This is a genomic window from Pseudomonas sp. LAIL14HWK12:I10 (assembly GCF_900184205.1).
GTDB lineage: Bacteria > Pseudomonadota > Gammaproteobacteria > Pseudomonadales > Pseudomonadaceae > Aquipseudomonas > Aquipseudomonas kermanshahensis.
Map to the genome: position 1 here is coordinate 59,143 of NZ_FXWU01000013.1, position 18,367 is coordinate 77,509.

At 62.4% G+C, this 18,367-nt stretch carries 18 protein-coding genes; 10 read left to right on the forward strand and 8 right to left on the reverse strand.

Translation table 11 applies throughout. The features are described from left to right. Positions 1 to 165: 165 nt before the first annotated feature. The gene (locus QOS90_RS23685) at positions 166 to 1,113 is read right to left on the reverse strand and encodes a LysR family transcriptional regulator (protein WP_027595283.1); all 948 of its coding nucleotides are present in this window, start codon (positions 1,111 to 1,113) and stop codon (positions 166 to 168) included. Between the two features lie 191 nt (positions 1,114 to 1,304). On the opposite strand from QOS90_RS23685, the gene QOS90_RS23690 reads away from it, so the two are divergent. From QOS90_RS23690 to QOS90_RS23705, 4 genes are read left to right on the forward strand one after another with little or no spacing between them, the layout of a single operon-like run. Further along, positions 1,305 to 2,834: an efflux transporter outer membrane subunit gene (locus QOS90_RS23690; protein WP_085273963.1), complete on the forward strand. Its 1,530-nt coding sequence runs from the start codon at positions 1,305 to 1,307 to the stop codon at positions 2,832 to 2,834. Next, complete coding sequence (locus tag QOS90_RS23695) at positions 2,831 to 5,008, forward strand: FUSC family protein (protein WP_027595285.1); 2,178 nt, start codon at positions 2,831 to 2,833, stop codon at positions 5,006 to 5,008. Before QOS90_RS23690 ends, QOS90_RS23695 begins: the two co-directional genes overlap by 4 nt. Positions 5,009 to 5,012: 4 nt before the next feature. Continuing rightward, positions 5,013 to 5,213 carry a DUF1656 domain-containing protein gene (locus QOS90_RS23700; protein ID WP_027595286.1) on the forward strand — a complete coding sequence of 67 codons (201 nt, stop codon included), beginning with the start codon at positions 5,013 to 5,015 and terminating at the stop codon, positions 5,211 to 5,213. 10 nt (positions 5,214 to 5,223) lie between these two features. Next, positions 5,224 to 6,084 carry an efflux RND transporter periplasmic adaptor subunit gene (locus tag QOS90_RS23705; RefSeq protein WP_027595287.1) on the forward strand — a complete coding sequence of 287 codons (861 nt, stop codon included), beginning with the start codon at positions 5,224 to 5,226 and terminating at the stop codon, positions 6,082 to 6,084. 42 nt (positions 6,085 to 6,126) lie between these two features. On the opposite strand, the gene QOS90_RS23710 is transcribed toward QOS90_RS23705, so the two are convergent. The 3 genes from QOS90_RS23710 to QOS90_RS23720 all read right to left on the reverse strand — a co-directional run bounded on the left by QOS90_RS23710 (position 6,127) and on the right by QOS90_RS23720 (position 7,481). Beyond that, positions 6,127 to 6,621 carry a type II toxin-antitoxin system YhaV family toxin gene (locus QOS90_RS23710; RefSeq protein WP_027595288.1) on the reverse strand — a complete coding sequence of 165 codons (495 nt, stop codon included), beginning with the start codon at positions 6,619 to 6,621 and terminating at the stop codon, positions 6,127 to 6,129. Continuing rightward, positions 6,618 to 6,944, reverse strand: a complete 327-nt coding sequence (locus tag QOS90_RS23715) for a type II toxin-antitoxin system PrlF family antitoxin (RefSeq protein ID WP_027595289.1) — start codon at positions 6,942 to 6,944, stop codon at positions 6,618 to 6,620. The genes QOS90_RS23710 and QOS90_RS23715 overlap by 4 nt, the downstream gene beginning before the upstream one ends. 90 nt (positions 6,945 to 7,034) lie before the next feature. After that, positions 7,035 to 7,481 (reverse strand): universal stress protein, encoded by a 447-nt coding sequence (locus QOS90_RS23720; RefSeq protein WP_027595290.1) that lies wholly within the window; start codon positions 7,479 to 7,481, stop codon positions 7,035 to 7,037. A 269-nt stretch (positions 7,482 to 7,750) separates the two neighbouring features. Between QOS90_RS23720 and QOS90_RS23725 the strand changes: the two genes are divergently transcribed. From QOS90_RS23725 to QOS90_RS23740, 4 genes are all read left to right on the forward strand, one after another. Continuing rightward, positions 7,751 to 8,656, forward strand: coding sequence for a LysR family transcriptional regulator (locus QOS90_RS23725; RefSeq protein ID WP_027595291.1), 906 nt, complete (start codon positions 7,751 to 7,753; stop codon positions 8,654 to 8,656). A gap of 114 nt (positions 8,657 to 8,770) precedes the next feature. After that, the gene (locus tag QOS90_RS23730) at positions 8,771 to 10,312 is read left to right on the forward strand and encodes an MFS transporter (protein ID WP_085273964.1); all 1,542 of its coding nucleotides are present in this window, start codon (positions 8,771 to 8,773) and stop codon (positions 10,310 to 10,312) included. A gap of 27 nt (positions 10,313 to 10,339) precedes the next feature. Beyond that, a complete protein-coding gene (locus QOS90_RS23735) occupies positions 10,340 to 11,401 on the forward strand; it encodes an HlyD family secretion protein (protein ID WP_027595293.1) in 1,062 nt (353 codons plus the stop codon). Further along, positions 11,398 to 12,849, forward strand: a complete 1,452-nt coding sequence (locus tag QOS90_RS23740; RefSeq protein WP_085273965.1) for an efflux transporter outer membrane subunit — start codon at positions 11,398 to 11,400, stop codon at positions 12,847 to 12,849. The genes QOS90_RS23735 and QOS90_RS23740 overlap by 4 nt, the downstream gene beginning before the upstream one ends. Before the next feature lie 131 nt (positions 12,850 to 12,980). On the opposite strand, the gene QOS90_RS23745 is transcribed toward QOS90_RS23740, so the two are convergent. Both QOS90_RS23745 and QOS90_RS23750 read right to left on the reverse strand, forming a co-directional pair. Continuing rightward, positions 12,981 to 13,805, reverse strand: coding sequence for an SDR family oxidoreductase (locus QOS90_RS23745; protein ID WP_027595295.1), 825 nt, complete (start codon positions 13,803 to 13,805; stop codon positions 12,981 to 12,983). Positions 13,806 to 13,947: 142 nt separating this feature from the next. Next, on the reverse strand, positions 13,948 to 14,418 hold the full coding sequence (locus QOS90_RS23750; RefSeq protein WP_027595296.1) for a hypothetical protein: 471 nt from the start codon (positions 14,416 to 14,418) through the stop codon (positions 13,948 to 13,950). A 344-nt stretch (positions 14,419 to 14,762) separates the two neighbouring features. On the opposite strand from QOS90_RS23750, the gene QOS90_RS23755 reads away from it, so the two are divergent. Then, positions 14,763 to 15,245, forward strand: a complete 483-nt coding sequence (locus tag QOS90_RS23755) for a hypothetical protein (RefSeq protein WP_027595297.1) — start codon at positions 14,763 to 14,765, stop codon at positions 15,243 to 15,245. Between the two features lie 178 nt (positions 15,246 to 15,423). On the opposite strand, the gene QOS90_RS23760 is transcribed toward QOS90_RS23755, so the two are convergent. After that, positions 15,424 to 15,888, reverse strand: coding sequence for a hypothetical protein (locus QOS90_RS23760; protein ID WP_027595298.1), 465 nt, complete (start codon positions 15,886 to 15,888; stop codon positions 15,424 to 15,426). Between the two features lie 170 nt (positions 15,889 to 16,058). On the opposite strand from QOS90_RS23760, the gene QOS90_RS23765 reads away from it, so the two are divergent. After that, entirely contained in the window at positions 16,059 to 16,844 is a 786-nt protein-coding gene (locus QOS90_RS23765; protein WP_085273966.1) for a hypothetical protein, read from the forward strand. Positions 16,845 to 16,904: 60 nt separating this feature from the next. Here the strand turns inward: QOS90_RS23765 and QOS90_RS23770 are convergent, their stop codons facing one another. Continuing rightward, a complete protein-coding gene (locus QOS90_RS23770; protein ID WP_085273967.1) occupies positions 16,905 to 18,359 on the reverse strand; it encodes a mannose-1-phosphate guanylyltransferase/mannose-6-phosphate isomerase in 1,455 nt (484 codons plus the stop codon). Positions 18,360 to 18,367: the final 8 nt, after the last annotated feature.

The window sequence follows — 18,367 nt, forward strand, 5'->3', positions numbered from 1 at the left end:
AGTTGACCGCGTTGCGGTCATTCGCAGCACAAGGCTGCTCCTACAAAGGTCGGTGTAGGAGCAGCCTTGTGCTGCGAATGGAGGGCATCGCCCTCCCATGGTCCTGGCGCTGGATGCAATGGTTAGCAACCTACCATTGCTCCTCCCCTCAATGCAGCATGTTTCTCAGTTGGCGATCTGCACCTGATGGGTTTTCAGGTCTGCCTCATGCGCGGCCAGAATTTCCGGCAGCGAGTTGCGCAGGTATTCAACCCAGGTCTTGATCTTGGCATCCAGGTATTGGCGCGACGGGTAGATGGCGTACAGGTTCAGCTCTTGCAGCCGATACTCGGGCAGCACCCGCACCAGGCTGCCGTCACGCAGCCCGTCGATGGCCGAATAGATCGGCAGCACGCCCACGCCCATGCCACTGCGGATCGCGGTTTTCATGGCGTCGGCGGTGTTCACCTGGAACGGCGAGCTGGTGATGTTGACCATTTCCTGGCCTTCCGGGCCGTCGAACAGCCACTTCTCCAGCGGGATCACCGGGCTGACCATGCGCAGGCAGGCGTGCTTGAGCAGGTCGGCAGGTTTGTGTGCGATGCCGTTGCGCACGATGTAGTCGGGCGAAGCGCAGACGATGCTGTAGGTGATCCCCAAGCGCTGCGACACGAAGCCCGAGTCCGGCAGCTCGGTGGCCAGCACGATGGACACGTCGTAGCCCTCGTCGAGCAGGTCCGGCACGCGGTTGGCCATGGTCAGGTCGAAGGTCACGTCCGGGTGCGATTCGCGGTAGCGGGCAATGGCATCGACCACGAAGTGTTGGCCCACCCCGGTCATGGAGTGAACCTTCAATTGCCCGGCCGGGCGGGCATGGGCGTCGCTGGCCTCGGCCTCGGCTTCTTCAACGTAGGTAAGAATCTGTTCGCAGCGCATCAGGTAGCGCTTGCCGGCCTCGGTCAGCGCGATGCGGCGGGTAGTACGGTTGAGCAGCCGAGTTTGCAGATGGGCTTCCAGATTGGAGACCGCCCGCGACACGTTCGCGGTGGTCGTATCCAGTTGCGCCGCGGCAGCCGTGAAGCTGCCAAGCTGGGCTACGCAACTGAAAGCACGCATATTTTGCAGGGTGTCCATGGGTCACTCTCAAGGTAGAGGACAAAATTGTGTCACGAAGTAACGACGAAGTTATTAAAAGATGCCTTCGACCAAAGGCTGATTATCGCGCGTTTGGTAACAAAGATTCGCAGGAATATGCGCTTATCGCCAGTCCTGCCGCCCCCTAGAATTGCCCGGCCCCTCCACCTCTTCCTCGGGAAATCGCAGCTGTGCCGCGTCGCATCATCAGAACGCTTCAAGTGTTCAGTGCCTGTGCCCTTACCCTCACCTTGAGCGGCTGTATCGGAACCTGGGGCATTGCCCCGCAAAGCAAGACATTACACGCCAATACCCTGACCACCGACGCGGCGATACGCGAAGCGGCCACCGACGCGCACTGGCCCGACCAGCAGTGGTGGCAGGCCTATCGCGACCCCCAGCTGAACCGCTGGGTCGCATTGGCCGTCGAGGGCAGCCCGAACCTGGCCATGGCCCTGGCGCGGGTGCGCGAGGCCAAGGCCATGGCCGGTGTGGTCGAGTCGGCAGAAAAGCTGCAAGCCAATGGCCAGGCCACACTCAAGCGCCACAACTGGCCCGAGGATCAGTTCTACGGGCCTGGTGCGCTGTCGGGCGCCAATACCTGGGACAACAACGCCGCCATCGGTTTCAGCTATGCCCTAGACCTCTGGGGCCGCGAGCGCAATGCCAGCGAGCAGGCTGTGGACCAAGCGCACATGAGTGTGGCCGAGGCCCGCCAGGCGCAGCTCGAGCTGCAGAACAACGTGGTGCGTGCCTATATCCAGCTAAGCCTGCACTTCGCCCAGCGCGATATCGTCAAGGCTGAACTGGAGCAGCAGGAGCAGATCCTGGCCCTGGCCAAGCGTCGGCTGGACGCTGGCATCGGCACCCATTTCGAAGTCAGCCAGGCCGAAGCGCCGCTGCCCGAAACCCATCGTCAGCTCGACAGCCTTGACGAAGAGATCGCCCTGACCCGCAACCAGCTTGCTGCGTTGGCCGGCAAGGGGCCAGGGGAGGGCGCGCAGATCCAGCGCCCGACCCTGACCCTCGGCGCCCCGCTCACGCTGCCATCGGCGCTGCCCGCCGAGCTGGTCGGCCAGCGCCCGGACGTGGTCGCCAGCCGTTGGCAGGTGGCCGCGCAAGCCCGTGGCATCGACGTCGCGCATGCCGGCTTCTTCCCCAATGTCGACCTGGTCGGCAGCCTCGGTTTCATGGCCACCGGCGGCGGCCCGCTGGAGTTTCTCACCGGGCGCAAGTTCAACTACAACGTCGGCCCGGCAATCAGCCTGCCGGTCTTCGACGGCGGCCGCCTGCGCTCGCAACTGGGCGTCGCTTCAGCGGGCTATGACATGGCCGTCGCGCGCTACAACCAGGCCGTGGTCGGTGCGTTGAAGAACATCTCCGATCAGTTGATCCGCCGCGAGTCGATGAAAGAGCAATCGCACTTTGCCGCCGAATCGGTCGCCGCCGCGCAGAAGACCTACGACATCGCCATGGTCGCCTTCCAGCGTGGCCTGACCGACTACCTCAACGTGCTCAACGCGCAGACCTTGCTGTTCCGTCAGCAGCAGGTACAGCAGCAGGTGCAGGCCGCCCGCCTGATCGCCCATGCCGAGCTGGTCACCGCCCTTGGGGGTGGCCTGCAAGCGGGCAAGGACGTGCCGGAGCAAGAGCGCCAGGCCGCACCGAAAACCCCGGCCACCCTGGCCATTTTCGACAAGCAGCCGGATAACGCCGAATGAGCACCTCAAGCCTGCCCGTGCGCTGGCTGCAGAGCCTGGAGTGGCGCCGGGGCTTCTTTGCCTGGGCGCGCACCGATGGCGTGACCTGGGTCTACATCTTCAAGGTGCTGGCCGCCGCCTTCATCACCCTGTGGCTGGCCATGCGCCTGGAACTGCCGCAGCCGCGCACGGCGATGATCACCGTGTTCATCGTCATGCAGCCGCAAAGCGGCCACGTGTTCGCCAAGAGTTTCTACCGGGTGCTCGGCACCCTGGCAGGCTCGGCGATGATGGTCGCACTGATCGCCATTTTCCCGCAGAACACCGAGCTGTTCCTGCCCAGCCTGGCTTTGTGGGTCGGCTTGTGTTCGGCAGGTGCGATGCGCTACCGCACCTTCCGCGCCTATGGTTTCGTGCTGGCCGGCTACACCGCGGCGATGATCGGCTTGCCGGTACTGGAGCACCCCGATCAAGCCTTTATGGCGGCCGTGTGGCGGGTGCTGGAAATCGCCCTGGGGATTTTGGTTTCAACGTTCGTCAGCGCCGCGATCCTGCCGCAGTCGGCCAGCGCCGCCATGCGTAACGCCCTCTATCAGCGCTTTGGTGTGTTCGCCGGCGTGGTGGTCGAAGCCCTGCGCGGTGATAGCCAGCGCGACCGTTTTGAAAGCAGCAACGTGCGTTTCATCGCCGAGGCTGTGGGCCTTGAAAGCCTGCGTAACGTCACCGCCTTCGAAGACCCGCACATGCGCAGGCGCAGTGGCCGGTTGGTGCGCATGAACAGCGAGTTCATGGCCATCACCACGCGCTTCAATGCCCTGCACCGGCTGCTCGAACGCCTGCGCGCCCGTGGCCCGCTGCAGATCGTCAGCGCCATCGAGCCGGGCCTGGACACCTTGGTCGAACTGCTTCAGCCCTACGTGGGCCGCGCCTTGACCGACTCCGACGCGCTGCGCCTGACGCTTGAGCTGGCCGCCTACAAGGAGGGCCTGCAAGCCCAGGTGCGTGGCTTGCGCGCCGAGTATCAGCAAACCAACCCCAGCGAGTCCGACCTGCTCGACTTCCACACGGCCTTCGAGCTGCTGTATCGCTTTGTCGACGAGATGTTCAGCTACGCCGAGACCCATGCCTCGCTGGCCGTGCACAAGCACGAGCGCGAGCAGTGGGACGAGCCCTATGTGGCGCAGACCAGTTGGCTGGTGTCGTTGGCTGCTGGCGTGCGCGCCTCGGCGGTGCTGTTGCTGCTGGGCAGTTACTGGTTGCTCAGCGACTGGCCCAGCGGCGCCATGATGACGCTGATCGCCACGGTCACCGTGGGCCTGTCGGCGGCGTCGCCCAACCCTAAGCGCATGTCATTCCAGATGGCCTGTGGCACGGCGATCGGGGCCTTCGTCGGGTTCTTCGAAACCTTCTTCGTGTTCCCCTGGATCGACGGATTCCCGCTGCTGTGCATGGTCCTGGCACCGGTCTTCGTGCTGGGGGCGTTCCTGTCTTCGCGGCCGGCGTACGCCGGTTACGGCATCGGTTTGCTGGTGTTTTTCGCCATCGGTTCGGTGCCCAACAACCTGACCGTCTACGACCCTTACACCTTCATCAACGACTACATCGGCATGGTCATCGGCATGTTCGTCTGCGCCGCGGCCGGGGCGATCATCCTGCCGCCCAACAGCCGCTGGCTGTGGAGCCGGCTGGAGCAGGAACTGCGTGAACAGGTGCTGTTCGCCATCAGTGGTCGCTTGCGCGGCCTGGGTTCGGCCTTCGAGAGCCGCACCCGCGACCTGCTGCACCAAGCCTATGGCCTGGCTGCCGGCAAGCCGAAGGTGCAGAGCGAGCTGATGGGCTGGATGTTCACCGTGCTGGAAATCGGCCACGCCATCATCGAGCTGCGCAAGGAACAGGCCCGCGCCCCGATCCACCCGGCCTACGCCGAGTCGCAGCCATGGCGCCAGGCCATCCGCGTCATGGGCCGCGCCCTGGCGCGTTTGTTCCTGCAGCCCAGCGCCAGCAACCACGAGCGCGCACTGGTGGCGGTGGACCATGCCATCAGCCGCGTGCAGGCCACCGACGAACCCTTCGCCCGGCATTTCGACACCTCGGTGCTACGCCGCGCGCAAAGCTACCTGCACTTCATCCGTTCTTCCCTGCTGGACCCACAGTCGCCGCTGGCACCGGCGAAAGGACTGCACCATGCCCCGTGAAATCATGCCCCGTGAAATCGCCTTCCATGGCGTGTACATGCCCACCATGACCTTGATGTTCCTGTTCGCCCTGGGCCTGGCCTGGGGCCTGGACCGCTTCATCGCCAGCCATGACGGCTACCGCTTTTTCTGGCACCCGGCGCTGCTGCGCCTGAGCCTGTTCGTCTGCCTTTTCGGCGCCCTCGCGCTGTCTGTCTACTGGTGAGAAACCTTCGATGAAAAAGTTCTTCAGCCTGATCGCCACCCTGCTGGTGCTGGTGGCCGCCGTGGCGATCGGCCGCCAGTTGTGGCTGCACTACATGACCACGCCCTGGACCCGCGACGGGCGCGTGCGTGCCGACATCATCAACGTCGCTGCCGACGTGCCCGGCTACGTGGTGGGTGTACCGGTCAAGGACAACCAGCGGGTGAAGAAGGGCGACCTGTTGATCCAGATCGACCCTGAGCACTACCAAATGGCCGTCGACCAGGCCAAGGCGCTGGTTGCCTCGCGCAAGGCCACCTGGGAGATGCGCAAGGTCAACGCCAAGCGCCGCGCCGACATGGACAACCTGGTGATCTCCAAAGAAAACCGCGACGACGCCAGCAACATCGCCAACTCGGCCCAGGCGGATTATCAACAGGCCCTGGCCGAACTGGCGGCCGCAGAGCTGAACCTCAAGCGCACGCACATCGTGGCCACGGTGGACGGTTATGTGACCAACCTGAACATCCACAAGGGCGACTATGCGCGCACCGGTGAGCCGGTGATGGCGGTGGTCGACGAGAACTCGTTCTGGGTTTATGGCTTCTTCGAAGAGACCAAGCTGCCGCACGTGAAGGTGGGTGACCAGGCCGAGCTGCAGATGATGAGCGGCGAGCGCATCAAAGGCCACGTAGAGAGCATCGCCCGCGGTATTTATGACCGCGACAACCCCCAGAGCCGCGAGCTGATCGCCGATGTGAACCCGACCTTCAACTGGGTGCGGTTGGCGCAGCGCGTGCCGGTGCGGATCCACATCGATGAAGTGCCGGAAGGGTTTTTGCTGGCGGCGGGGACGACGTGTACGGTGGTGGTGAAGCCTAGCGAGGAATGAATACCGATAGCGGCTCTCAGTCACATGCCAGTGAGAGCCGCACTAGATGTTCAGTGAAGATTTAAATCTGTGTGTTGCCGCGCCTGCCTCTCGCAGTAACGCGTCCCAATCATCAGGAGGGTGGCCGGTGAGCAGCATCTTCTGGAAGACTTTGTAAGCATCGTCAGTGCGCTCGTAGGCTCGCTTGCTCGTCTCGTCATTTACCCATGCCAGCACGATTATCCTGCTGGGGGTGTGGTAGCGAAAGAACAGCCGGTATTGCTGAAAGAACTTCGCTCGAAACCAGTGCTTGTGGTCGCCTCCTAGCGCTGAACCTTGACGGTACTCAGGCTTGGTCGGGTCTTGCGGGATGACGTCAAACGCCAATCGTTTGATCGCGGCCAGCCGCTTGTACGCGTTCTTTTTCGTGTAGCCGATCGGGTCTTTCTGCAGCTGTGCCGCGACTTGCTCACTGAGCGCGTCCAGTTCGGCTAAGAACAGCGGGTGAGCAAATACAGTCCATCCATGAATAGTTAAAGGCTTCCTCGCATCACTCATTCATCTTCCGCCGATAGAGGTTGATCCAGGTCGATCTCGGCGTCGCCCACGAGGCTGTCGAGGCGAGCGATGAGGTCAGCATCGACAACTTGCAGACGTTGCGGATGGGTGGCGATATCGTGGGCCAGAAAATTCAGGAACTGGCCTAGCACAGGGTCGTCTTCGGTTGCTTCTGCGCGGGTGAGTATCACCTCCCCGTCGGGTTGAATCGAGTAATGGATCTTGTCACGCTTTTTCAAGCCCAGCGCGCGACGCACTGTTTCGGGTACGGTTGTCTGGTAACGATCGGTCAGGGTGGATTCAACTTCGAAGGTGGCGGCCATGGCCATATCCTTTGCATTGCAACAATGAATGCAAGGTAATGCGATTGCATTACACGGTCAATGCAGTGCATTGGGGAGCTGATGAATGGTTCAGGCCGCGCCCACCAATACCGGCACTTCTACCCGGTCAATCACCTTCGCGCTGATCGAAGGATCCAGCAATCGCCCCAATCGTGACAGGTGGCGATGACCCATGATGATCAGTTCGCAACGCAGATCTTGCGCCTTGCTGACGATGGCCTCGACCGGCTGCCCGGCCACCATGCAGCCCTGGCTGGTGAAGCCGGCGTCCTGCAGCTCGCGCACGGCCTTGGCTACCGCGTGGTCGGCATGCTGTTGCTCCTCGCAGGCAGCGGGGTATTCCTCCAGTTCTTCGGCGGTGTAGGGCGCGGGTTGCTCGTGCACGGCGAAAGTGCTGTCGATGGCCAGCAGCACATGCAGCTCGTGTTCGGCGGGGCGGCAGTAGCGGCGGGCGAGGGTGAGCAGGGCAGCGGATGCGGGGGAGGCGTCGATGGCGATGAGCACGGAGCTGGGCATAGGGATCCTTGTTGCGGCTGGCTAAGGTTTTGCCTGTCCGGGCCTCTTCGCGGGCAAGCCCGCTCCCACAGGTAATGCACAAACTTGTGAGCATGTGACATTCCGGTGGGAGCGGGCTTGCCCGCGAAGAGGCCGGACCTGCCAATGCTTCATTTATGGCCGAACCCGGCTGCTGAATAAATGCCCCACCACGCACGACCTTATTGCGTCAGACGCAATCCTCCAACCTGCTACCATCGCCGTTCCCACAATCGCCACGGAAAACGGCCATGCAACTCCCGGACATGAACCTGCTCGTCGCCCTCGACGCCTTGCTTGACGAAGGCAGTGTGGTGGGCGCCGCGCAGCGCATGAACCTGAGCCCGGCCGCCATGAGCCGGACCCTGGGGCGCATTCGCGATGCCTTGGGCGACCCGATCCTGGTGCGCGCCGGCCGTGGCTTGGTGCCGACACCCCGTGCGCTGGCGCTGCGCGAGCAGGTGCATGGGCTGGTGGAGCAGGCCGGGCAGGTGTTCCGCAGCCGTGACGATGTCGACCTGGTCAACCTGGACCGGGCCTTCAACATCCGCACCAACGACCTGTTCATCGCCCTGTACGGCGCCCAGCTGTTGCGCATGATGCTGGCCCAGGCACCGCGTACGGTGCTGCGTTTCGTGCCCGAGGGCAGTGGCGACGATGATGCGGTGCTGCGCAACGGGCATATCGACTTGATCATCAGCTCGGCCGTCGAGCTGGGCCCGGAAATCAAGGTGCAGAGCCTGTTCAACACCTACTTCGTAGGCTTGGCGCGCGAGGGCCACCCGATCTTCGATGCCGAGATTACCCCTGAGCGGTTCGCCGCCTACCCGCAGATCAGCGTGTCGCGCCGGGGCAGAGCCAACGGGCCGATCGATGTGGCATTGGCCAACCACAAGGTCGAACGGCGGGTGGCGCTGATCACCACGAGCTTCCACTCGGCGATGTTTTCGCTGCCGGATTCGGACCTGATCCTGCCGATACCGGCCAACATCCTCAACAGTGTGCAGCGCTTGAAACTGCCCCTGCGCTCATTCGAGATCCCGGTGCCACTGGAGAAGGTCAACGTGATGCAGGCCTGGCACCCGCGGTTCGACAATGACCCGGCCCACCGCTGGCTGCGCCAAACGTTGAAGGTGTGCGGCAGCATCGACCCGTAACAGAGTCCGATTGCGTCTGGCGCAATATAAACCTGCCAACAAGTCAGTTTTCGTAAGCATTCGACCTTCTTAGACTTGCTCCAGCCCTGAAATTGTTGCTGGAGATGTATTCCCATGAGTTCCCTGACCGCGCCTTCTGCTGCGCTGGCTGCCGCCCCCGCGCCGGCCGCCCCCGTGCAGACGGCATTCGGCCTGCAGGTGGTGGTGGGGTTGTTTGGGGTGTTGCTGGCAGTACTCTGCGCTGGCCTCAACGAGGCGGTGACCAAGATTTCGCTGGCCGATATCCGCGGCGCCATGGGCATCGGGGCCGACGAAGGCGCCTGGCTGCTGGCCGCGTACAGCGCGGCTTCGGTGTCGGCGATGGCCTTTGCACCCTGGCTTGCCACGACCTTTTCCCTGCGCCGCTTCACCTTGTCTGCCATTGGCGTGTTCGCCGTGCTGGGCCTGCTGCAACCGTTCGCCCCCAACCTGCACAGCCTGATGCTGCTGCGGGTGCTGCAAGGCTTTGCCTCGGGCGCCTTGCCGCCGATGCTGATGAGCGTCGCGCTGCGTTTTCTGCCACCGGGCATCAAGGTCTATGGCCTGGCCTGCTACGCCCTGACCGCCACCTTTGGGCCGAACCTCGGCACACCGCTGGCGGGCCTGTGGACCGAGTACGTCGGCTGGCAGTGGGCTTTCTGGCAGATCATCCTGCCGTCGCTGCTGGCGATGTTCTGTGTCGGCTGGGGCCTGCCCCAGGACCCGTTGCGCCTGGAGCGCTTCAAACAGTTCGACTGGCGTGGCGTGCTGCTGGGCCTGCCGGCCATCAGTTGCATCGTCCTCGGCTTGTCGCTGGGTGACCGTTGGGGCTGGTTCGACTCGCCGCTGATCTGCTGGCTGCTGGGCGGCGGCCTGCTGTTGCTGGTGCTGTTCCTGTACAACGAGTGGTCCGAACCGCTGCCGTTCTTCCAGTTGCGCATGCTCTCGCGGCGCAACCTGAGCTTCGCCCTGGTGACCCTGGCCGGTGTGCTGGTCGTGCTCTCCGGGGTGAGCAGCATTCCGTCGGCGTACTTGGCGCAGATCCAGGGCTACCGGCCGGCGCAGACCAGCCCGCTGATGATGCTGGTGGCCATGCCGCAACTCATCGCCCTGCCGCTGACCGCAGCGCTGTGCAACATCCGCGCGGTGGACTGCCGCTGGGTACTGGCGGTGGGGCTCGGCATGCTGGCGCTGTCGTGCGTGGGCAGCAGCCTGCTGACCTCCGAGTGGATACGCGGCGACTTCTACCCGTTTTACCTGTTGCAGGTGTTTGGCCAGCCAATGGCCGTGCTGCCGCTGCTGATGCTCTCCACCAACGGCATGACCCCGCAGGAGGGCCCGTTCGCCTCGGCCTGGTTCAACACGGTCAAGGGGCTGTCGGCGGTGATTGCCGGCGGCTTGCTGGATGTCTTGGGCACTGTGCGCCGGCATTTCCATTCCAACCACCTGGTCGACAGCCTGGGCAATGCGCCGCTGATCGATGACAGCGTCGCCGGCCTTGCCCGGCGCATTCATGAACAGGCCCAGGTACTGACCTCGGCCGACCAGTACCTGGTGATGGCGTGCATCGCCGTCGCGTTGATCTGCCTGATTCCCTTTGTGCCTACCCGGATCTTCCCGCCGCGTGCGGTGGCTTGAGCCCGTGACTGAATTCGAGACTTAGAAATGACCAACAACCGCAAGACACTTTTCATCGGCTCGGTGCTCGCCGTGGCCGTGCTGGCCGGCATCGTCGGGCCTTGGATGCTGGGCAGCGATCACCGCCAGCGCACCAACGACGCCTATGTGATCGCCGATTACACCGTGGTCGCGCCCAAGGTCGCAGGCTTTATCAAAGAGGTACTGGTCGAGGACAACCAGCAAGTCACGGCAGGCCAGTTGCTCGCGACCCTCGATGCCCGCGACTACCAAGCCGCGCTCGACGCAGCCCAGGCGCAATTGCTGGTGGCCAAGGCGCAGAGTGCCGATGCCCGCGCCACGCTGGAGCGCCAAGCCGCCTTGATCGCCCAGGCCGAAGCCGCCGTGAAAGCCGCCCAGGCCGAAGCGGCGTTTGCCGATCATGAAGTCAACCGCTACAGCCGCCTGGCCGAGCAAGGTGCCGGCACCGTGCAGAACGCCCAGCAGGCGCGCAGCGGGGTCGACCAGGCCCGTGCGCGCCTGGCCAATACCCAGGCGGCGTTGGTGGCCGCACGCAAGCAGGTGGACATCCTCAGCGCCCAGGTGGCCAGCGCCGATGGCCAGCTCAAACGGGCCGAAGCGGGGCTGGAGAAAGCCCAGCTCGACCTGTCCTACACGCGCATCATCGCACCGGTGGACGGCATGGTCGGCGAGCGCGCCTTGCGTGTCGGCGCCTATGTCAATCCGGGGGCCCGGCTGTTGTCGGTGGTGCCGTTGCAACAGGCCTATGTGGTCGGCAACTTCCAGGAAACTCAGCTGACCCATGTGCAGCCCGGCCAACCGGTCAGCATCAGTGTCGATACCTTCTCGGGCGAGCAACTGCATGGCCATGTCGAGAGCATCGCACCGGCCACCGGTGTGACGTTCGCGGCGGTCAAGCCGGACAATGCCACCGGCAACTTCACCAAGGTGGTGCAGCGCATCCCCGTGAAGATCGTGTTCGATGATGGCCAGCCGCTGCTTGCACGGCTGCGCGTGGGCATGTCGGTGGAAGCCACCATCGATACCCGCGGCGACAAACTCGACGGCAAAGAGGTGAGCGCGCGATGAAGCCGGCATTACGCTTGAGCCCGGTGTTGCTGGCGTTGCTGATGGCCGGCTGTACCCTCGGGCCAGATTTCAAACGCCCAGACAGCCAGGCCCCGCAACAGTGGGCAGGCTTGCAAGGTGAGGCCGCGGCCAGCCAGCCGCAGGCCGAACCGCTGGAACTGCGCTGGTGGGATAGCTTCCACGATGCCCGGCTCAGCGCGCTGATCCAGCGGGTCGCCGAACGCAATCTGGACTTGCAGATGGCCAGTGCGCGGCTGCTGCAAAGCCGTGCCTTGCGCAGTACGGTAGCAGCGGATGAAGCGCCCTCGGTCGATGTGAACGCAGGCTACAGCCGCGCTCGCAACAGCGCCGAAGGGCTGAGTGACCCCTCGGGCCACGCGGGCAAATCGGCATTCAACCTGTGGCAGGGTGACCTGGTCGCGGGGTGGGAGCTGGACCTCTGGGGCCGAGTACGCCGGCAAGTGGAGGCTGCCGATGCGACGGTCGAAGTGGCCGAGAATGACCGCCGTGGCGTGTTGCTGGCGCTGTTGTCGGAAACCGCTGGCAACTACATTCAGCTGCGTGCGGTGCAGCACACCCTGGACGTCACCCGTGACAACCTGAAGGTGGCGCAGCACAGCCTGAAGTTGTCCGAGAATCGCCAGGCCGAAGGGGTCGCCACCCGCCTCGACGTGGCCCAGGCCAGTGCCCAGGTCGCCTCCATCGAAGCCCGCCTGCCCAGCCTTGAGGCCAAGCGCGACGACTTGATCAACGCCCTCAGCCTGCTCGCGGCCGAGCCGCCCCGCAGCCTTCAGGCACAGTTGCTCGAAGGGGGTGAACTGCCCGCGCCCCAGCAGCAGTTCGCCATCGGCCTGCCGTCGGAGTTGGCCGAGCGCCGGCCGGACATTCGCCAGGCCGAGGCGCGCCTGCATGCGGCCACCGCCAGTATCGGCGTGGCCAAGGCCGACTTCTACCCGAGCATTCGGCTGTCGGGCAGCCTGGGCTTCCAGGCCATGCAGCTGTCTGACTTCGGCGGCTGGGACTCGCGCCGCTTCGCCTTTGGCCCGCAACTGTCACTGCCGATTTTTGAAGGTGGGCGGCTCAAAGGCACGCTGGAACTGCGTGAGGCGCAGCAGCAGGAAGCCGCGCTCAACTACCGCAAGGTGGTGCTCGGTGCCTGGCATGAAATCGACGATGTGCTGCGCCTGTATAACGCCAGCCAATTGCGTCGCGACCATTTGGCCGAGGCGGTGCGGCAGAACCGTATCGCCTTGGAGACTGCCCAGCGCCAGTATGTGGAAGGGGCGGTGGACTTTCTCAATGTGCTGACCGTGCAAGGTGCGTTGCTGGCCAGCGAAGAGCAGTGGATCGACAGCTCGGCGGCGGTTTCCCAGGCGTTGGTGGGGCTGTACAAGGCGCTGGGTGGGGGCTGGCAGGCGTTTGATACACAGCCTGCGAACAAGGTTTGATAGGTGTTGTGGCTGTACCGGCCTCTTCGCGGGTAAACCCGCTCCCACAGGTACCGCACAGATTTTGAGCACTGTGCAGTACTTGTAGGAGCGGGTTTACCCGCGAAGAGGCCAGTACAGCCACTCAAAAATCAAAGCGGCCGCAGCAACCCAAACCGCTTGCGCAACACCCAGTCCAGCAACCGCCGCGGCAACAGCCTGGCAATCAGCGGCAACGCCGTGCTGCCATTACCCAGCCTGACCACTGCAGGCACCGCTGTTTTGCGTGTAGCCGCCAACACCCCTTGGGCAAACACCGCCGCAGGCGTCGGCCGGTCCTGCGATGCCCGCGCCCGTGCCTGCACATATTCGCGCAGTGGCCACCACGGCGAATCCGCAGCCAACACCTGATCGGCCTGGCGCTGGGCATTGCTGGCGAACTGCGAGGCGATCGCCCCCGGCTGCACTTCCATCAGCCGAATGCCAAACGGCGCCAACTCCAGGCGCAGGGCATCGCTCAGGGCGTTGACGGCAGCCTTCGACGCGCAGTAGGCCCCCGCGAACGGCGTGACCAGCACCCCAGAAACGCTGCCGATATTCACCACCAGCCCACGCGCGCGGCGCAGCAGCGGGAACAACGCGCGGGTCACGCCGACCACGGCGAAAACGTTGGTTTCGAATTGCTGGCGCATGGCGTCCACACCCCCGTCGAGCAATGGGCCCATGGCACCGTAGCCGGCATTGTTGATCAGCATGTCGAGGCGGCCGTGGCGTGCTTCCAGCTCCTGGGCCAGTTGGGTCAGGGCTTGGCCATCATTGACGTCCAGTTGCCGGGCGGTGAAACCGGCGGCGGCTAAATGCGCGACGTCTTCAGGTTTGCGGGCGGTGGCCCAGACTTCATGGCCGGCATCGCGGAAGGCGTCGGCCAGGGCGCGGCCGATGCCGCTGGAACAACCGGTGATCAGGACAGTGGGCATGAGGGAGGCCTTGGGTCAGGGGAAAGTTGTCGTCTTTACCGGCGCGAAAGGGCCGGTAAAAACAGCAGATCAGTTGGCGAATGTACCTTGCAGATGCGCTGCACGAAACATCAGCGTCTGCGCCTTGGGCCTAAAGCGCCGTTTAGTGGGTGGGGGAGGGATTGCCCAGTGTGATATCCACAGAGACTTCAAAGTCTGAGTTGTTTGAGGTGAAAGTAAATTCGCTTTTGCCTTTGAGGTAGGTCGGCGCTCCCAAAGGGTCTATTGGGTTGAATTTAAGTTCTGTCACCTCCAGCCAGCCCGTGCCCTCGGTGGTCGGTATGGGAGTCCAATCGTCGGTCCAGTTGTCGTAGTGAGCAACAGTCTCGGTTGTATTTGCTACAAGGTCGGTTTTGCCAAGTCTAAAATTATTAAACATCGAAATGTAAAACACGTGCGTCACGTGCCCCGATTCGATGAGAATTGCACTAATAAATCCTCTGTGCAAAGACAATTGCGAATAGGTTTCAACGGTGCGGGTTTCATGGGTGTTTGTATTGGTGATCGTTAATTCGACTTTGCCGTCTACAAGGTTGCTGCGCGATAATGCTCGGTTGAATGATGGATGGCTCATGATATATTCTATTTGTGGGTTAGGAGTGGCCAATTTAAACGTGATGCTGAAAGCTAGGTACTCTTATAAGTACTAGGTGGGCACCTTGGCCGATGCTGAGCGACTGTAGGTTCGAGCTGCGTAGTATCGGGCAGATCTTCAGTCAGGTCCGCCTTTTCCCAATGCAACGCTTGCAAACTGGTCGGGTTCGACATGCTCGGCAAGTTGATCGGAGCATACCTCGCATATGTACCAGTACCGCAATCCTTCCTGTGGCGTTAACGTAGTTTCAGGCGACACGCTAATCGTGCGCTTGTCTATCAAACAGTCCTAACTATTAGGAAATCCGTAGGGGAGCTGGATAAATGTTAAATTTTTACGATTACCAAAAGCGGGCGCTGGTGGAGTGTGTCGAAGATTTCAATGCCAGTGCCGTTGAACAAAGTGTCTATAAATATTACCAGGGCGCAGTGGTGGGCGAACTTAGTGTCAAAGGTAAAAATGAAAATAATGAAGGGTCTTGGCCGTTTCGTAGCTCGAAAATCGGGGTGCGATATAATGATCTACCCCCCACTTCTCTCTGGGGCGGTGCAAGTGTCGAGGGTGTCGGAACAGTGGGCGCTATGGTCCATCCGTATTACCGAGGCGGAGAGTTTGCAGGGTTCAGTGTGTTGGCTTTGAAGGGGGGTGGCTTCCACCCCAGTAGATTCATGGATCCCCCTGTTGTCGCGCCGGGGGGGAAGGATAGCTTTTCCTGTAGTTTTGCGGTGAGCTTTAAAATCAACCAGACCGAATACAAGCTGGTGGTGGATAAGTTTGAGGTTGATTTCACCAAGGCGGACATTTGAAATATGCCCGGGTAAGGAATGCAAGGTTCGCTAAGGCGTGCAATAGCGAACCCCGGGTTAGACGGCGCGAAAGTTTTGACCGATTGCCCATGCTCAATCGGCGCCGAAGTGCACGCATATACACCCTCACAGTGCCCGATATAGTCCTCGTCCAGGTGGCTCCCGGATTGCACGTCGATCAATTGGCGAATGTACCTTGCAAGTGCTCGGCGCGAAACTCGAGTGTCTGCGGCCGATAGCCAGAGCGCAGTGGCGGCAAGGGCAGGCAATCCTTCCACTCGGCACCCGGCTGCAGCTCACCCGGCCCCCGGTAACGCGGCGCGCTGTAGGTGTTCTCGGCCAGGTTGACGGTATCGCCCGGCGCATACGCCCCCACCCGCCAACGCAGTTCGGTCAGCGGGGCCTTGTTGCCGTTCTTCATGTGAACCTGCAGCGCACGGTCGGCGGGGCATTGATCCGGGGCATAGCTCAGGCGCAAGTCCAGGCGTGCCAGTTGCGCGGCTTCGCGGGTGTCTTGCCAGGCCACGAATAGGGCGACCAGGCCGATGCCGCACACGGCGGCCAGGGATATCGGCAACGCCTTCGCTGGGTAACGCAGCAGCAGTACCAGCCAGGTGAGAATTAGCAGGGCGCCGATGATCATGGAGACAACCTTGATTGGACTGATCTGGCCATCCTAGCACTTCTGCGAGTACCGCCGCAGCGGCCCCCATCCTAATCTGAAAACGCATTAAAACTGGCTGCCTTAGTTGGCATCTGTGCGACAGGCAGCGTGTTATCACTCATTAAAATCATCAGTTTTCGGAGTCAATCATGAGCGTACTTAATACCAAGACCGGCAACGCATCGGGTGCGATGACTGCCACCCTGCCAACAGGCGAGCAGTTCATTGCTCAAGGCGTCTGGTGCGACCCGCTCGGCGGTGTGCTGGGTATCCGCAACCCCGCGCAGGGCGTTGAAGAATTCATCTACATTGGCTTCCCGTTGGGCATCAAGGATGGTGACCATACCCTCGGTGAGGGGGGCACATCGGCTTACTTGGGGAGTGACGTATCAGGCCATGCGCACAGTGGCGTCATTCAAAACCTGGTATGGAACCGAGAGGAGTGTGGGGTCGCGGGTCAGTTTGACTTCAAAGGCAAAGATGAATATGCGCGTGACTTTCACGTCTCAAAGGGTGTGTTTGATATTGCCTATGAAAAGCCCGCCTCTACGCTGCAGCGCAACATCGCAAGTGCTGCCTCTGCGGTGATCGTTCCAGCACTGAAAGATAATGCCGAGTTCAACGCTAATGAACGGGGTTACAGCGGTGACCGTGAGCGCCCGAACTTTGTCGCAGTCAAGCAGTCCATCGGCCTTGAGGGTGGCCTGCTGGCCCTGGGGGCGGTGTTCCTTCTGGAGTACGATCAAAACAACCAACCTTCGGTCAAGCGCGCCTTTGCCAGCGTCAATCACGGTTTGATCGCGGCTGAAAATTACGCCATCACCCAGTTGGCGTGGGAACCAGGTAAAGCCTTGTCCTTCGCCTTCACGCTTGCATTCCACTACAACGCTCAGCCTTTCACATTTCAGGCAGGCCGTGTCGACCTGAAGCTGTAAATCAGCAAAGCGGTCACCCGAAAGCCCCGCCTCTTTGCAGGAGGCGGGGCGGGCTTCGCATTACTGCGCGATGGTCTTCACCGAAACCCCACGCTCGACCGGCGTGGAAGTGCGCCCATACACATCTTCGAAGCGCTCGATGTCATCTTCGCCCAGGTAGCTGCCGGACTGCACTTCGATGATCTCCAGTGGGATCTTGCCCGGGTTGCGCAGGCGGTGCACCGAGGCGATCGGGATGTAGGTCGACTGGTTCTCGGTGAGCAGGAACACGTTCTCGTCGCAGGTCACCTCGGCGGTGCCGGACACCACGATCCAGTGCTCGGCGCGGTGGTGGTGCATCTGCAGCGACAGGCTGGCGCCTGGTTTGACGGTGATGTGCTTGACCTGGAAGCGGCCGCCCATGTCCACCGAATCGTACGAGCCCCATGGGCGGTACACTTCCAGGTGGTTCTGGGTCTCGCTGCGGCCTTGCTCGTCGAGGGTCTTGACCATCTGCTTGACGCCTTGGACCTTGTCCTTGTGGGCAATCATCATGGCGTCCTTGGTCTCGACCACGACGATGTTCTCCAGGCCGATCACCGACACCAGCTTGCCGTTGCCGTGGATCATGCAGTTGCGGCTGTCTTGCACCACCACATCGCCCTTGGTGACGTTGCCGTTGTTGTCCTTCTCGTGCACATCCCACAGCGATGACCAGCAGCCCACGTCGCTCCAGCCGGCCGACATCGGCACCACGCAGGCGCGCTGGGTCTTTTCCATCACCGCGTAGTCGATGGAGTTGTCCGGGCAGCAGGCGAAGGTGGCTTCGTCGATGTTCAGCACATCGCCGTCTGCCTGGCTGCGCTCCAGGGCCAGCACGCAGGTGTCGTAAATGTCGGCGTCGTGCTTTTTCAGCTCTTCGAGGTAGCGGCTGGCGCGGAACAGGAACATGCCGCTGTTCCAGAAGTAGCCCCCGGCCTTGACGAACTCGGCGGCGCGTTTCTCGTCGGGCTTTTCAACGAACTGCGCCACCCGCGCCACACCTTCAGGCAGCAGTGCGTCCTGGCTGGAGCGGATGTAGCCATAGCCGGTCTCGGGTTTGGTCGCCGGCACGCCGAACAGCACCATCTCGCCACGCTCGGCGGCCACGGTGGCCAGGGCCAGGGCGCGCTGCAGGGCTTTCTGATCGTCGATCACGTGGTCAGCGGGCAGCACCAGCATCAGGTCGTCGCGGCCTTCGCTGACCAGCTTCATCGCGGTCATCGCCACGGCTGGGGCGGTGTTGCGGCCGAACGGTTCCATCAGGATGCCCTGGGTTTTCAGCTTCAGTGCCGAGAGCTGTTCCTGAACGATGAACGTGTGGTCCTTGTTGCAGACCACGATCGGCGCGTCCATGCCTTCGAACACCAGGCGTTGGATAGTTTGTTGGAACAGCGTGTGCTCACCGGTCAGGGCCAGGAACTGCTTGGGGAACTGCTTGCGCGACAGAGGCCACAGACGCGAACCGCTACCACCAGAAAGAATTACCGGGATCATGATGTTTC

Bases quoted from the DNA above. Each gene is read 5' to 3' on its own strand.
- QOS90_RS23745 (WP_027595295.1), bottom strand. From the start codon at position 13,805: ATGCCCACTGTCCTGATCACCGGTTGTTCCAGCGGCATCGGCCGCGCC.
- QOS90_RS23720 (WP_027595290.1), bottom strand. From the start codon at position 7,481: ATGCCCAGCTCCGTGCTCATCGCCATCGACGCCTCCCCCGCATCCGCT.
- QOS90_RS23695 (WP_027595285.1), top strand. From the start codon at position 2,831: ATGAGCACCTCAAGCCTGCCCGTGCGCTGGCTGCAGAGCCTGGAGTGG.
- QOS90_RS23725 (WP_027595291.1), top strand. From the start codon at position 7,751: ATGCAACTCCCGGACATGAACCTGCTCGTCGCCCTCGACGCCTTGCTT.
- QOS90_RS23710 (WP_027595288.1), bottom strand. From the start codon at position 6,621: ATGAGTGATGCGAGGAAGCCTTTAACTATTCATGGATGGACTGTATTT.
- QOS90_RS23735 (WP_027595293.1), top strand. From the start codon at position 10,340: ATGACCAACAACCGCAAGACACTTTTCATCGGCTCGGTGCTCGCCGTG.
- QOS90_RS23715 (WP_027595289.1), bottom strand. From the start codon at position 6,944: ATGGCCGCCACCTTCGAAGTTGAATCCACCCTGACCGATCGTTACCAG.
- QOS90_RS23755 (WP_027595297.1), top strand. From the start codon at position 14,763: ATGTTAAATTTTTACGATTACCAAAAGCGGGCGCTGGTGGAGTGTGTC.
- QOS90_RS23740 (WP_085273965.1), top strand. From the start codon at position 11,398: ATGAAGCCGGCATTACGCTTGAGCCCGGTGTTGCTGGCGTTGCTGATG.
- QOS90_RS23765 (WP_085273966.1), top strand. From the start codon at position 16,059: ATGAGCGTACTTAATACCAAGACCGGCAACGCATCGGGTGCGATGACT.
- QOS90_RS23705 (WP_027595287.1), top strand. From the start codon at position 5,224: ATGAAAAAGTTCTTCAGCCTGATCGCCACCCTGCTGGTGCTGGTGGCC.
- QOS90_RS23730 (WP_085273964.1), top strand. From the start codon at position 8,771: ATGAGTTCCCTGACCGCGCCTTCTGCTGCGCTGGCTGCCGCCCCCGCG.
- QOS90_RS23770 (WP_085273967.1), bottom strand. From the start codon at position 18,359: ATGATCCCGGTAATTCTTTCTGGTGGTAGCGGTTCGCGTCTGTGGCCT.
- QOS90_RS23700 (WP_027595286.1), top strand. From the start codon at position 5,013: ATGCCCCGTGAAATCGCCTTCCATGGCGTGTACATGCCCACCATGACC.
- QOS90_RS23750 (WP_027595296.1), bottom strand. From the start codon at position 14,418: ATGAGCCATCCATCATTCAACCGAGCATTATCGCGCAGCAACCTTGTA.
- QOS90_RS23685 (WP_027595283.1), bottom strand. From the start codon at position 1,113: ATGGACACCCTGCAAAATATGCGTGCTTTCAGTTGCGTAGCCCAGCTT.
- QOS90_RS23760 (WP_027595298.1), bottom strand. From the start codon at position 15,888: ATGATCATCGGCGCCCTGCTAATTCTCACCTGGCTGGTACTGCTGCTG.